12 protein-coding genes and 1 pseudogene are annotated in these 13,419 nt (G+C 69.8%); 9 read left to right on the forward strand and 4 right to left on the reverse strand.

The genetic code is table 11. The annotated features are described in order from the left end of the window. Positions 1-179: 179 nt before the first annotated feature. A complete protein-coding gene (locus ACZ58V_RS25510; RefSeq protein ID WP_471292540.1) occupies positions 180-596 on the reverse strand; it encodes a pyridoxamine 5'-phosphate oxidase family protein in 417 nt (138 codons plus the stop codon). A gap of 124 nt (positions 597-720) precedes the next feature. Here ACZ58V_RS25510 and clpB point away from each other — a divergent pair, with 124 nt between their 5' ends. The 4 genes from clpB to ACZ58V_RS25530 all read left to right on the forward strand — a co-directional run bounded on the left by clpB (position 721) and on the right by ACZ58V_RS25530 (position 5,806). After that, complete coding sequence (gene clpB / locus ACZ58V_RS25515; RefSeq protein WP_471292541.1) at positions 721-3,327, forward strand: ATP-dependent chaperone ClpB; 2,607 nt, start codon at positions 721-723, stop codon at positions 3,325-3,327. Positions 3,328-3,869: 542 nt separating this feature from the next. Beyond that, positions 3,870-4,397 (forward strand): hypothetical protein, encoded by a 528-nt coding sequence (locus ACZ58V_RS25520; protein WP_468192795.1) that lies wholly within the window; start codon positions 3,870-3,872, stop codon positions 4,395-4,397. Positions 4,398-4,443: 46 nt separating this feature from the next. Then, positions 4,444-5,130 (forward strand): hypothetical protein, encoded by a 687-nt coding sequence (locus ACZ58V_RS25525; protein WP_468192793.1) that lies wholly within the window; start codon positions 4,444-4,446, stop codon positions 5,128-5,130. A 148-nt stretch (positions 5,131-5,278) separates the two neighbouring features. Beyond that, positions 5,279-5,806 carry a YbjN domain-containing protein gene (locus ACZ58V_RS25530; protein ID WP_031142427.1) on the forward strand — a complete coding sequence of 176 codons (528 nt, stop codon included), beginning with the start codon at positions 5,279-5,281 and terminating at the stop codon, positions 5,804-5,806. Positions 5,807-5,885: 79 nt separating this feature from the next. Here ACZ58V_RS25530 and ACZ58V_RS25535 read toward each other — a convergent pair whose 3' ends face one another. Then, complete coding sequence (locus ACZ58V_RS25535; protein ID WP_471292545.1) at positions 5,886-6,869, reverse strand: helix-turn-helix transcriptional regulator; 984 nt, start codon at positions 6,867-6,869, stop codon at positions 5,886-5,888. Positions 6,870-7,108: 239 nt separating this feature from the next. On the opposite strand from ACZ58V_RS25535, the gene ACZ58V_RS25540 reads away from it, so the two are divergent. Further along, positions 7,109-7,288: a hypothetical protein gene (locus ACZ58V_RS25540; protein ID WP_471292548.1), complete on the forward strand. Its 180-nt coding sequence runs from the start codon at positions 7,109-7,111 to the stop codon at positions 7,286-7,288. 460 nt (positions 7,289-7,748) lie between these two features. Continuing rightward, complete coding sequence (locus tag ACZ58V_RS25545) at positions 7,749-8,828, forward strand: C40 family peptidase (protein WP_471292551.1); 1,080 nt, start codon at positions 7,749-7,751, stop codon at positions 8,826-8,828. 17 nt (positions 8,829-8,845) lie between these two features. On the opposite strand, the pseudogene ACZ58V_RS25550 reads toward ACZ58V_RS25545, so the two are convergent. Beyond that, positions 8,846-9,280: pseudogene (locus ACZ58V_RS25550) on the reverse strand (aminotransferase class I/II-fold pyridoxal phosphate-dependent enzyme); the annotation flags it as partial. 173 nt (positions 9,281-9,453) lie between these two features. Between ACZ58V_RS25550 and ACZ58V_RS25555 the strand changes: the two are divergent. The 3 genes from ACZ58V_RS25555 to ACZ58V_RS25565 all read left to right on the forward strand — a co-directional run bounded on the left by ACZ58V_RS25555 (position 9,454) and on the right by ACZ58V_RS25565 (position 11,585). Beyond that, on the forward strand, positions 9,454-10,008 hold the full coding sequence (locus tag ACZ58V_RS25555) for a Uma2 family endonuclease (protein ID WP_471292553.1): 555 nt from the start codon (positions 9,454-9,456) through the stop codon (positions 10,006-10,008). Between the two features lie 531 nt (positions 10,009-10,539). Beyond that, positions 10,540-10,917 (forward strand): hypothetical protein, encoded by a 378-nt coding sequence (locus tag ACZ58V_RS25560; RefSeq protein WP_471292556.1) that lies wholly within the window; start codon positions 10,540-10,542, stop codon positions 10,915-10,917. Next, the gene (locus tag ACZ58V_RS25565) at positions 10,914-11,585 is read left to right on the forward strand and encodes a hypothetical protein (RefSeq protein ID WP_471292557.1); all 672 of its coding nucleotides are present in this window, start codon (positions 10,914-10,916) and stop codon (positions 11,583-11,585) included. The genes ACZ58V_RS25560 and ACZ58V_RS25565 overlap by 4 nt, the downstream gene beginning before the upstream one ends. Positions 11,586-12,052: 467 nt before the next feature. Here the strand turns inward: ACZ58V_RS25565 and ACZ58V_RS25570 are convergent, their stop codons facing one another. Continuing rightward, complete coding sequence (locus ACZ58V_RS25570) at positions 12,053-13,252, reverse strand: pyridoxal phosphate-dependent aminotransferase (protein ID WP_471292560.1); 1,200 nt, start codon at positions 13,250-13,252, stop codon at positions 12,053-12,055. Between the last annotated feature and the right edge of the window lie 167 nt (positions 13,253-13,419).

Raw genomic sequence — 13,419 nt, forward strand, 5'->3', positions numbered from 1 at the left:
ACTCGCTCCCCCCTGCGAAGCGGTTTGCTTGTTTTCCCCCCCCCCCCCTCCCCCCCCCCCCCCCCCCCCACTCCACCCCCGCTGCAGTTTTGGGGGACATTTCCTGGAATCGACCTGGTCACGCGGTGGCCGGAAGCAATCGATCACCGGTGTGGATTTTCACTCCGCTCAACTTCTGGTCACCCTCGCCCCATCGCTCGCGTCAGCTCGATCTCGATCACCACGCGCGCCGGATTGGGCGACGGGGTCCGGCCGTAGCGCTCCGCGTAGCGGCGTTCCGCCTCCGCGACCCGGTCGGGCTCGCCGTGGACGAAGGCCCGGCCCTCCAGTGTGGCCCACCGCTTGCCCTCCATCTGGCAGACCGCGACGGCCGCCCCCTGCTCCCCGGCGGCCAGCACGTGGCGCACCTTGGCGCTCGCCTTGTTCGCGATCACCCGAGCCAGACGGGCCTCGGGATCGTATGTGACTCCGACGGGTACCACGTGCGGAGTGCCGTCCGGGCGGGGAGTCGTCAGGGTGCAGACGTGCCGCTCCCGCCAGAAGGCGAGGTACGGCTGGTCGGGGGCACCCGGATCGACGGAGTACTTGGTGGCCATGACCCGGAACTTAGCCCCTCACGTACTCCCGGATCCGTCCTTGAGTGGAATAGACTCAACTTTATGTACGCTGATTGAGTCAGTGCGCTGATCGGGTCAGTGCAAGGAGGAGGAGAACGCGAACGTGGACGCCGAGCTGACCAACCGGAGCCGGGACGCGATCAACGCGGCCAGCAACCGTGCCGTGACCGAGGGGCACCCCGACCTCACCCCCGCCCATCTGCTGCTCTCGCTGCTCCAGGGGCGAGGCCCCCGAGAAAACGAGAACATCACCGATCTGCTCGTGGCCGTCGACGCCGACCAGGCGGCCGTGCGGGTCGGAGCCGAGCGCGTGCTCGCCGGGCTGCCCAGCGTGACCGGCTCCACCGTGGCGCCGCCCCAGCCCAACCGCGAGATGCTCGCCGTCGTCGCCGACGCGCAGGCCCGCGCCAAGGAGCTCGGGGACGAGTACCTCTCCACGGAGCACCTCCTCATCGGTATCGCGGCGAAGGGCGGCGCGGCCGGCGAGGTGCTCTCCCAGCAGGGCGCCGACGCCAAGAGGCTCCAGGCGGCCTTCCAGAAGGCGCGGGGGCAGCGCCGGGTGACCACGGCCGACCCCGAGGGCCAGTACAAGGCCCTGGAGAAGTTCGGCACCGACTTCACCGCCGCCGCCCGCGAAGGCAAGCTCGACCCGGTCATCGGACGGGACCAGGAGATCCGGCGGGTCGTGCAGGTGCTGTCCCGGCGGACCAAGAACAACCCCGTGCTGATCGGTGAGCCCGGCGTCGGCAAGACCGCCGTCGTCGAGGGGCTCGCCCAGCGCATCGTGAAGGGCGATGTGCCCGAGTCGCTGAAGGACAAGCGGCTGGTCGCGCTCGACCTGGGCGCGATGGTCGCCGGGGCGAAGTACCGGGGCGAGTTCGAGGAGCGGCTGAAGACCGTCCTGGCCGAGATCAAGGACTCCGACGGGCAGATCATCACCTTCATCGACGAGCTGCACACCGTCGTCGGGGCCGGTGCGGGCGGCGACTCCGCCATGGACGCCGGCAACATGCTGAAGCCGATGCTCGCGCGCGGCGAGCTGCGCATGGTCGGTGCCACGACCCTCGACGAGTACCGGGAGCGCATCGAGAAGGACCCCGCCCTGGAGCGGCGCTTCCAGCAGGTGCTGGTCGCCGAGCCGACCGTCGAGGACTCCATCGCGATCCTGCGCGGGCTCAAGGGGAGGTACGAGGCCCACCACAAGGTGCAGATCGCGGACAGTGCCCTGGTCGCCGCCGCGAGTCTCTCCGACCGGTACATCACCTCCCGCTTCCTGCCCGACAAGGCCATCGACCTGGTCGACGAGGCGGCCTCGCGGCTGCGCATGGAGATCGACTCGTCCCCCGTCGAGATCGACGAACTCCAGCGCGCCGTCGACCGGTTGAAGATGGAGGAGCTGGCGATCGGCAAGGAGACCGACGCCGCCTCCCGCGAGCGCCTGGACAAGCTGCGCCGCGACCTCGCCGACAAGGAGGAGGAGCTGCGCGGCCTCACCGCCCGCTGGGAGAAGGAGAAGCAGTCCCTCAACCGCGTCGGTGAGCTGAAGGAACGCCTCGACGAGGTGCGCGGCCAGGCCGAACGCGCCCAGCGCGACGGCGACTTCGACACCGCCTCCAAGCTGCTCTACGGCGAGATCCCGGCCCTGGAGAAGGAGCTGGAGGCCGCCTCCGAGGCCGAGGAAGAGGTCGCCAAGGACACCATGGTCAAGGAGGAGGTCGGCTCCGACGACATCGCCGACGTCGTCGCCTCCTGGACCGGCATCCCGGCCGGGCGTCTGCTGGAGGGCGAGACGCAGAAGCTGCTGCGCATGGAGGACGAGCTCGGCAAGCGCCTCATCGGGCAGACCGAGGCGGTGCGGGCGGTGTCCGACGCCGTACGGCGGTCCCGCGCCGGCATCGCCGACCCCGACCGGCCCACCGGCTCCTTCCTCTTCCTGGGCCCGACGGGCGTGGGCAAGACCGAACTGGCCAAGGCCCTCGCCGACTTCCTCTTCGACGACGAGCGGGCGATGGTCCGCATCGACATGTCGGAGTACAGCGAGAAGCACAGCGTGGCCCGCCTCGTCGGCGCCCCGCCCGGATACGTCGGCTACGAGGAGGGCGGCCAGCTCACCGAGTCGGTGCGCCGCCGCCCGTACTCCGTCGTCCTGCTGGACGAGGTGGAGAAGGCCCACCCCGAGGTCTTCGACATCCTGCTCCAGGTCCTGGACGACGGCCGGCTCACCGACGGGCAGGGCCGCACGGTCGACTTCCGCAACACGATCCTCGTCCTGACGTCGAACCTGGGCAGCCAGTTCCTCGTCGACCCGATCACCAGCGAGGAGGAGAAGAAGGAGCAGGTGCTGGAGGTGGTGCGGACCTCCTTCAAGCCGGAGTTCCTCAACCGCCTGGACGACCTGGTCGTCTTCGCCGCGCTGACCAAGCCCGAGCTGGAGCGCATCGCGAAGCTCCAGCTCGACCGTCTGGCCAAGCGCCTCGCCGAGCGGCGCCTCACCCTGGACATCACGCCCGAGGCCCTGGCGTGGCTCGCCGAGGAGGGCATGGACCCGGCGTACGGCGCCCGCCCGCTGCGCCGCCTCGTCCAGTCCGCGATCGGTGACCGCCTCGCCAAGGAGATCCTCTCCGGCGAGATCAAGGACGGCGACACGGTCCGGGTGGACCGCTTCGAGGAGGGCCTGATCGTGGGCCCGGCGACGGGCAAGACGCTCTGACCGGCCGCTCATGCCCCGACGACGGCCCGCCCCCGCACAGGTGGGGCGGGCCGTCGCATGCCGTGATGAGGCGAACCGGACGGGCGTACGAGGTATTCGGCGGTATTCGGCCAACTCTGGCCGCATCCGCACGCTGCGTTCCTTCCGCTTCACGGCAGCTTCACAGTTTCCCCGCAGGGGTCGAACGTCTTTTCGCATCCGCCCGTCGATTCCGCTCGTGAAAGCGGTATCGGCCACGTTCCCGCGGATCTCTGTCGGGCGTGTTGCCCGTGTGTCTAGAGTGACCGGGCTGCCAGTGAAGTGGACCTGACCAGTCCTGCCTGGTGCGTTGACCATTCACGGGGGATTCACGGGGGAATTCGGCCATGCACGTCATTCCGCGCGCCTTCACGCCGCCACCCGTCCGCTGACGGGCATCTCATCGCGGCACGGCACACGCCGACGCCGGCACAGGTGACCAGCCCTTCGACGGCCCCCTGCTCTGCCTCGCTCCGCTCCGCACTGGCCTCACGCGTACCGACTCCAGCCCAGAAGGAATGCCCATGCGCAAGATCCTGACCGCAGCCGGTCTCACGTCGTCCGCCCTCGCGATCGGCGTGCTGTTCGCCGGCCCGGCGGCCGCCTGGACGGCCTCGTCCCAGTTCGACGTCGTCTTCCCCGGCCAGAAGCCGCAGACGACCTACTACGTGGAGAACACCGGTGCGAACATGACCTCCAGCGGCAACATGACCGGGAAGTCGGTCGTCTACTGGCAGCTCGGCGTCGACCAGGTGATCGACGGCTCGAAGCGGTTCACCAGCTTCAAGATCACAACGCGGGTCGAAGCGCGCCTCGGCACGTCCGGGACCGACGAGGTCGTGTCCAAGAAGACCTGCGACATGACCGCGGTCGTCAACGACCACTACGCGTGGTCCTACGACTCCCCTGAGAACACCTGCGTCGCTCCGTCCGTCACGTACGACGGTGAGCTGTGGTGGTCGTCGGACGCCACGGTCGTCTACGACATCGAGGGCGACGGCAAGGGCGCCATCACCCAGGAGCTCGACGGCACCAAGTTGATCCACGGCTGACCTGCGGAAATCCGTCATCCAGTCACGACATCCCGGAGAGACAGACGTGATACGCAGATCGTTGACGGCTGCCCTCGTGGCCACGGCCTCGGCCACCGTGCTCGTACTCACCAGCGGCACGGTGGTGCAGGCGGCCGAGGAGCCCACCGCCGAGCCGTCGGTCACCGCCACACCGGCGGACGAGACACCGGCGAACCCCGTGATCGCCGAGTACGACGGGCGGAAGATCAACCTCGCCGATTCATGGGAGGGCGCCGACAGCTGTACCGAGCTGCCCAGCGGTGAGGTGCACTGCTACGACTCGGACGCCGAGGCGCTGGCCGACCCCGAGCTGCCCGCCGAGATCCGCGAGGAGACGCTGAAGGCCAACGCCTCCGCTCCCGCCGGGCCCAGCGCGGCCGCCGCGCCGCCCGCCCGGTGCGTCGCCGACTACTGGTGCCTCTATATGAAGGTCGGCTACAAGGGCAAGCTCCTGCGGCTGTACTCCGACGGGAAGAAGGACCTCAACGAGTGGGGCTGCCGGGACAAGCTGAGCGCCGTCTACTACTGGGTCGGCCGCTACTCGGTGAACTACGGCGACGCGAAGATCACCGACCTGCGCTCCTGGCCCGTCGAGGACCGGGTCCGGCGACTCGACCCGCCGGGCGGCTGGTCGAACTTCACCAACCTCGACTACCCGGGCGGCGGGAACTGGAACAACAAGGTCGACATCTTCGAGGTCCGTCGCGCCTGACAGCCGTGTGATGGCTCCGGTGGGTACCCGGTGCTTCCCCCGACCGGCCGGATCCTGACAGCCGACGGCTGATGGGGCCGGTCCGGGCTTGCCACCCCCCTCCCCGCATGGGGGAGGATGGCGGAATCCGTACGAAGGGAAATTCACGGTGACCATCGACCCGTCCTCGATTCCGAACTTCGGGGGCCAGCCCGAGCCGCAGCCCGGCGGCCCGGCCGGCCCCGTCGTCCCGGATCAGGACCTCGTGAAGCAGCTCCTCGACCAGATGGAGCTCAAGTACGTCGTCGACGACGAGGGAGACCTCGCGGCGCCGTGGGAGCAGTTCCGCACCTACTTCATGTTCCGGGGTGAGGGAGACCAGCAGGTCTTCTCCGTGCGGACGTTCTACGACCGGCCCCATGAGATCGAGGCGAAGCCGCAGATCCTGGAGTCCATCGACGACTGGAACCGTCGCACGCTGTGGCCCAAGGTCTACAGCCACACCCACGACGACGGCACGGTCCGCCTCATCGGCGAGGCCCAGATGCTGATCGGCATGGGTGTCAGCCTGGAGCACTTCGTCTCCTCGACGGTCAGCTGGGTGCGCGCCGCGATCGAGTTCGACAAGTGGCTCATCGAGCAGCTCGGTCTCGAGGAGGAGATCAACGAGGCGGAGAAGCCCGAAGACGAAGAGTAGGCCCAGCGAGGCCTCGCCCCAGCGGCGCGTCGGCGCGTACGAGCAGGTCAGGTACGTGCTGTACGCGCCGTACGCCTTTTCAGCCCAGCCAGCCCTTCTCGTGAGCGAGCAGCGCGGCCTCGACCCTGTTCGCGGCGCCGAGGCGGCGCATGAGCGCGGCCAGGTGCTTGCGGTAGGTGCGCACGGACACCCCGAGGCGGCGCGCCGCCGTCTCGTCCTTGTCGGCGTCCCTGAGCAGGGCGAGGATCTCACGCTCGATGTCGGACGGCAGGTCCGCCTCGCCCCCGGGGAGGTCATCCGCCCCCTCCCACATGCGCTCGAAGAGCGTGACCAACGTGGCCACCAGGCCGGGTTCACGCACCAGCAGCGCCCCCACCGAGGTGCGGGCCGGGTCGATGGGGGTCAGCGCGGCCGACCGGTCGACGATGATCACGCGCTCGACGGGGTGGTGGGAGATCCGCACCTCCGCTCCGTGCGAGACCAGCTCACGCATGTAGGTGAGGGTGGTGTCGTCCCGCATGATCGCGGACCCCATGATCATGCGCATCCGCACGCCACGGCGCAGCAACCGCATGTTGATCGGGTGCGAGACGGCGATCGACTCCTCGGTCAGGACGCCGGTCGGCTCCGTGGTCAGGTCCTCGGTCCGGGCGAAGAAGGTCAGCTCGTCGATGGCTTCCCGGACCGCCTCGATCCCGTGCAGCTGTGTGATCACCTGGCCGCCGTCGCCGGCGTCCGCGCGGGGCGAGGAGGGGGTGGTCAGACGCTCCTGGAACAGGGACTCGACGACCGAGTGCCGCGTGGCCTCGCTCTCCAGCTCCTCCCGCAGGCGGCGCAGCCGGCCGTCGATCAGGGCGTCCACGGCCCGGGGCGGAGGGACCGGGCGGACCGCGCCCCGGGTGTTCCGGGTGGCGAGCCCCAATGCCACCAGCCGGTCCAGGGCCGATTCCTCGAACGACGTGTGTGAGTCCGCACCGGGCTTCTGGGAGCCGTCCCTCAGGAGAGCGCGGTACAGCTGTTCCTCCGCTTCGTTCACGCCCAGGAAGGCAAGCGGATTGGCCATGTGTTTCCCACAGTTGACGACCGATCACACATGCGGTCCCCGGGATCCTTGAACGCCCGCACTCGACTGTCAATGACGAGCGGGCGGCGCGAGAGGGCCGCTGCAGCTTGAGGAATCCGCCTGTGCAGCAAGCTGCGCGCGGACGGCCTCGTGGCGGCCCTCGCCGGACGGCAGAGTCGTACCCGCCGTCACACACGCCGGTACAGCCGGAAACCCGGCCCTCACCGCAAGGAAATCCGATGACCGTCTCCCGCTCCACCACCTCCCTCGCCGCCCTGCTGGCCGTACTCGCCTGCGCGGAGGTGGTGCTGTTCGCCGGCGACGCCGCCGACGGCGTCCGCTACGGCGTCGGCGCCGCTCTCGCCGTCGCGATCCTCGTGGTGGTCGCCCGGCTCGCCAAGGGTGACTCCTCCGGCTGACCCACCCGTCGACTCCTCGAAAGCGCCCGGCCGGTCGGTCACCCTCCAGGGCTCGATCTTCACTGAAGGTTCACAAGTTTGCTAAGTTGACCACTGCGCGCGCGACTTCTACCGGTAGGCAGGTGGTCTCGCCCGCTTTCGGACGGAAGGAGCGCCCTCGTTGGCGAGTGAGAGCGAGGGCCCGAGCCCTGATGAGGTCCGGCGGTTGGTCAACAGGCTCTACGACCGGGCCGAGAGAGACACGGGTAGATACAACGCGACCCGCGCCGCTTCGATCCCGCGCCAGAGGAGCGCGGCCACCGGTGGCCAGTCCCAGGAGGACACGGAGCCCGCGGCCGCGACCTTTGCCCGGAAGTGGTTCGACTCCGCCCGGGCCACATTGGGCCCGACCCTGCAGGCGACGCTGCCGGACAGGAGGTCGCCGGTCCGTCCCGCCCGCGCACCCGAGTCCGTACGACCCGTGCGCCCGGCGGAACGTCCCGCGGAACCCCTCGCCCTCGAAGCGCCCAAGGGTGTTGCGCGGGAGCTGACCGGCGGAACAGCTCAGTCACCAACCACCGGATCCCTCCCGGAGATCCCCGCCCAGCGTGTCGCACCGGCTCTGCCGGGCGAGTACCGGCGGGACGAGAGCGACCGGCCCGGTGATGCGCTACCGGTCCTCGGCGGCGACGCGGCGGCGTGGCCGCTGTACGAGCCCGTACCGGCGCCTGCCCCGGAGCCCGGCCCACTGTCCGGCCCGCTGCCCACCGTGACGCTGCCCACCGTCCCGGGCCCCGCCGCGAGTACCCTCCAGGCGGATCTCCCGGCAAGCGGGACGGAGGCCTACAGTGCCGGTCCGGCGACCGGCGCGACCGCGACGTATCCCACGGCGCTGTCAGTCGATCCGACCGCTCACCACACCTCCGGTCCCACCCCTGACTACACCTCTGGCCCCACCCCTCACTACACCTCCGGTCCCACCGCTCACTACACCTCCGGTCCCACCGCTCACCACACCTCCGCTCCACCGGCCGGCCTGACCACCGCGATCTATGACGCCGGCCTGCCGGACGTCCCGGCATCCGCCCTCACGGCTCCTGCTCCGGCAGTGCCCGCCGAGCCGGCCGCCGCACCCGCCCTCTCCGCCACGTTCACACCCGGCGCCTACGGCGGATCATGGCTGTCGCCGGACAGCGGCCACCGTCCCCGGGCCGAGCGGGTGATCGCCTTCGCCCGGGCGCAGACCGGCAGGCCCTGCGTATGGGGCGCGGTCGGGCCGGGATCGTACGACGCCCCCGGTCTCACCCAGGCGGCGTGGAAGGCCGCCGGCGTCACGCTTCCCCGGACCACGCAGGCCCAGTGGGAAGCGGGAACGCAGGTCTCGCTCGCTGACGCCCAGGTCGGAGACCTGGTCTTCTTCCACGACGACCTCGGTCACGTCGGCATCTGGAGCGGCGACGGCATGATGATCCACGCCCCGGGTCCCGGAGCGCTCATCCGTGAGGAGTCGGTGTTCTTCGCCGGCCAGTCGGCGATCAAGGGCGCGGTCCGCCCGGCCTGACGCCACTCACCCCTCGTCTAGAACGCCGCCCCGAGCCGCTTCGCCGCCTCCTCCAGCACCCCCGTCCGCTTGCAGAACGCGAACCGCACGAACGGCGCGCCCTCCTCGCGATGGTCGTAGAAGACCGCGTTGGGGATGGCGACGACACCGGCTCGTTCCGGCAGGGCGCGGCAGAAGGCGAAGCCGTCGGTCTCGCCGAGGGGGCGGATGTCGGTGGTGACGAAGTAGGTCCCCGACGGGCGGAACACCCGGAACCCGGCCTCCTCCAGGCCCGCCGCCAGCAGGTTCCGCTTGAGCAGCATGTCGTCCCGGAAGGCGGTGAAGTACGACTCGGGCAGCGCCAGCGCCTCGGCGATCGCGTACTGGAACGGGCCCGCCGAGACGTACGTCAGGTACTGCTTCGCCGAGCGGACGGCCGTGACCAGCTCCGGGGCCGCCGTCACCCAGGCCACTCCTCGTCGGCCTATCTATTCCTCTATCGTGCGACAGGCCCCGCTGCGGATCTCCGGCACCGGTGGTGAGCGGGCCGCACAACCTGTCCGGACCGGTCTGTCGGCCGTACCGACGGGCCCGGTGACGCGGCACTGTCCGTCGTATCCTGACCACACACGGGAAGGAGCCGTCCATGAGCGTCGACGCGATCGTGCACACCGAGTTCCCCAAGGGGTACACGGTCCTGTTCGGGGCCGACGGAAAGGTGATCATGACCCCGCAGAGCGAAGAGCACTCCAGCACCATCAGGTCGATGCAGATCGACTCCGCTCTTGCCCTCGGCCGTCACGCGAAGGTCACCTCCGATGTCTACATCGACTTCCCCGCCGACGAGAACTCCGCCCCCGACCTCGCGATCCTGCGCGAGGACGCACGCAAGGAAGGCAAGCGCTACAGCTTCGAGGACGTCCTGCTGATCTCCGAGGTCGTCTCGACCTCTTCCACACGCAAGGACTACGACGACTGCACCGCGAAGTACGGCCGCTACGGAATCCCGATCTACCTGGTCGTGGACCCCTACGCCCAGGAAGTCGTCCTTCACACCCAGCCGACCGCCACCGGTTACATCGCCGCACACACCCACAAGTACGGCACGGGCAAGCTCCCCATCCCCCTGGCCGACGGCCGCACCTTCACCCTCGACCTCGACGAACTCCCGCGCCCGGATCCCGAGGCAGACGCCCGCTGACGAAGGACTCCCGGTGCGGCGGCGCGGGTGCATGGCGGCTCGGGGCAGCCGTGTACGTGTGGCCGGTACGCCGGGTGCCGGAGCCCACGGCGGACATCGGGTACCTCATGGACGCCGAGCTGATCCGGGAGGCGTGGAAGGGTGCCGCGTTGGAGAAGCGGCGCACGTTGCTGAGGCTCGGCCTCGACGGCGTCTGCGAAGGTCCGAAGTTCGGTGCAGGCCGGATGCCGGTCACCCCGGAGCGGTTCCATTACGCGTGGACGGGAGCCCCGAGGATGCTCACCGAGGAGGGCGCACGGGTTGTTTCCGTCGCCGGAGACGCGCGCAGAGCAGTACGCGTCCGCTGCTTGGCCCCACCCGTGCTGGAGCCCCTGCCCTGGAACGCCCAGGGTGGGGGCTCCTTTTCTGGTACGGGCCGCGTTGTGACAGACGTCGCGCTCAGCAACGGAGGCGATCGGCTCCGGGAAAGTAGGCGCCAAAGGTAAGTTCCCCCTGTATGCGGACCAGTACACGGTCGGGGGAGGAGTTCGCATGTACGAGGCCGAGATTATGACGGTGGCGAGTGGCGCCGCTGGCACCCTCGTGGCAGCAGGCGTTACCGGAGGCGCGCAGGCGCTCCGTGCGCGGGTCGTCGCACTGTTTCGTCGTGGCACCGCCCAGGACCAGGACGCCGCAGTTGCCGCCGCCGAAAGCGCTTCGGGGCGTACCGAGGCCGAGAGAACTGAGGCTCTGGCCGCCCTCATCGCGGCCCACCTCGTTGCTCACCCTGATGCGCGGCCCGAAGTCGAGGCCGCTGCTGCCGACTCGAACGCCGTCACCTACCGCCAGCACAACTCTGGGAGTGGCGTCTTTGTCGGCCGGGACCATGTAGGCGACCTGACGATCAATCACGGCGGTTCGGCCCAGTGAGTACGACGCCTCCGAGCGAGCCGTCGACTACAGAGCAGCGCAACGAAGGATCCGGCACCTTAGTCGGCCGGGATCTGATCGGCAATGTGGTCAACCAGGTGCGCAATGTCTTCATCCGCTCCGGGCGCAGCGTTGGGCAGCCGCCAGGAGGGCCGGGATCCGCACGGCGGCCGACTGACACAGAACACGGCGACATCGAGGAGGAAACACCCCGAGTCCGATTTCTAGCCACACTCTTCCTCGCGTACGTGGCTGTTTACGGCATGGGTCGGATCATCCAGGGCGAGCCCCTTGCGGGCGACGGCCCGACGCCTTCCCTTGCCGTCCAGATCTTCTGGCTCTTCTTCCTCGGCGGCGGGTTCATTGCCTGCGTGGGGTACGCCCTTGCCTGCCTGGCGGAAATCCTTGCCGACTGGGCGCAGTCAGCGGCCGACTCGGCGGTGTCGAATGCGCCTCGCTGGCGCCTCGCGGCCAGGACTAACACCGTGTTCGCACGCGGGCTGGCGAGGAGCAGCGGAGCGAGTGCGGCTGCCGCCTCCGTCATCGCGCTGGTATTCGGCTGGTGCCCGCTCGGCAATGCCATCTCGACCCGGGCTCATCACGCGAGTGACGTTGCATATGCGGCTGTTGCCGAGGCGTGTGCCGCCACGCGGAAGCGCGCAACCTGATCGTTCGCACCGGTGGCTGTGCCACCCAGCCGCCCGGGGGCCACCCACTACTGGGGAGACCAAGTCTCTGGACGCCTTCCGCCTGCGCAAAGTGGAGGGCGGTAAGCAATGCGGCGCGACGCGCTGCCTGGGCTGTGCGCGTCAGGAGAAGCAAGACGCCGCGCACAGGCGCCAGGCGGCCGACCCGGATGGCTATCGCGCAGCGCAGCGCGTCCGCATGCAGACGGCCCAAGATGCGGACCCTGGGGCACCGGGAGCTGCAGGCCGTCACGCAGCGGCCCTGGGCGGCAGGGGCTCACCGTGGAGGAGTCCGAGGCCCTGCGAACACGCGCCTGCGCCATCTGCGGCGCAAAGGCCCCGGAGAGCGGCAATCCGTGTGCGGCGCCCTGTGCCGGAACTGTTTCCGTGGCCTCCGGGCGTTCGAGGACTTCTCGGAGCGCCTGGGCGCCGCCTTGAGCTATCTGAGCTCAGTCTTTCCGCAGTTTCAGTAGTCGATCTGTTGCTGCCTGCAACACATCTGTCCGCTTGCAGAACGCGAACCGCACGAACGGCGCGCCCTCCTCGCGATGGTCGTAGAAGACCGCGTTGGGGATGGCGACGACACCGGCTCGTTCCGGCAGGGCGCGGCAGAAGGCGAAGCCGTCGGTCTCGCCGAGGGGGCGGATGTCGGTGGTGACGAAGTAGGTCCCCGACGGGCGGAACACCCGGAACCCGGCCTCCTCCAGGCCCGCCGCCAGCAGGTTCCGCTTGAGCAGCATGTCGTCCCGGAAGGCGGTGAAGTACGACTCGGGCAGCGCCAGCGCCTCGGCGATCGCGTACTGGAACGGGCCCGCCGAGACGTACGTCAGGTACTGCTTCGCCGAGCGGACGGCCGTGACCAGCTCCGGGGCCGCCGTCACCCAGCCGACCTTCCAGCCGGTGAACGAGTACGTCTTGCCGCTGCTCGAAATGGTCACCGTGCGCTCGCGCATCCCCGGGAACGTCGCCAGCGGCACGTGTTCGGCCTCGTCGAAGACCAGATGCTCGTACACCTCGTCCGTCACCACGAGCAGATCGCGCTCCACCGCCAGCTCGGCGATCGCGGCCAGCTCCTCGCGGGTGAGGACCGTGCCGGTGGGGTTGTGCGGGGTGTTGATCAGCAGCAGGCGGGTGCGGTCGGTGACGGCGTCGCGCAGCTCGTCCAGGTCGAGGCGGAAGCGGCCCTCGTCCTCGTGCGCGCGCAGGGTGACCGGCACCCGGCGCCCGCCCGCCATCGCGATGCACGCCGCGTACGAGTCGTAGTACGGCTCCAGGGCGATCACCTCGTCGCCGGGCTCCACCAGGGCCAGCAGCGAGGCCGCGATGGCCTCCGTGGCCCCGGCGGTGACCAGGACCTCCGTGTCGGGGTCGTACGACAGGCCGTAGCGCCGCTGCTGGTGGGCGGCGACCGCGGTGCGCAGCTCGGGGACGCCGGGGCCCGGCGGGTACTGGTTGCCCCGGCCGTCCCGCAGGGCCCGTACGGCTGCCTCCCTGACCTCCTCGGGGCCGTCGGTGTCGGGGAAGCCCTGGCCGAGGTTGATGGCGCCGGTGCTCAGGGCCAGGGCGGACATCTCGGCGAAGATCGTCGTCCCGAACTCGGCGAGCCGGCGGTTGAGGAGGGGGCGCGCGCTGGAGGTCATGCCGGTCATCCTCCGCCGAAGCTCTGGAGTTCCTCAACTCACCTTCGCGGATGAGCACGTGCGCCGGCACTCGCGGCGCCCCCTCTGCGCAGGGGGAGGGCCGTCGTCGACTGTCGTCATCTGTCGTCGTTGGCCGCCCTCGGACGGCCCACAGACGGCCCGGCTCGTGGCCTCGC

The sequence above is a fragment of the Streptomyces sp. NPDC040589 genome, from assembly GCF_055594445.1.

Bases quoted from the DNA above. Each gene is read 5' to 3' on its own strand.
- ACZ58V_RS25570 (WP_471292560.1), bottom strand. From the start codon at position 13,252: ATGACCGGCATGACCTCCAGCGCGCGCCCCCTCCTCAACCGCCGGCTC.
- ACZ58V_RS25560 (WP_471292556.1), top strand. From the start codon at position 10,540: ATGTACGAGGCCGAGATTATGACGGTGGCGAGTGGCGCCGCTGGCACC.
- ACZ58V_RS25555 (WP_471292553.1), top strand. From the start codon at position 9,454: ATGAGCGTCGACGCGATCGTGCACACCGAGTTCCCCAAGGGGTACACG.
- ACZ58V_RS25535 (WP_471292545.1), bottom strand. From the start codon at position 6,869: ATGGCCAATCCGCTTGCCTTCCTGGGCGTGAACGAAGCGGAGGAACAG.
- ACZ58V_RS25510 (WP_471292540.1), bottom strand. From the start codon at position 596: ATGGCCACCAAGTACTCCGTCGATCCGGGTGCCCCCGACCAGCCGTAC.
- ACZ58V_RS25540 (WP_471292548.1), top strand. From the start codon at position 7,109: ATGACCGTCTCCCGCTCCACCACCTCCCTCGCCGCCCTGCTGGCCGTA.
- ACZ58V_RS25520 (WP_468192795.1), top strand. From the start codon at position 3,870: ATGCGCAAGATCCTGACCGCAGCCGGTCTCACGTCGTCCGCCCTCGCG.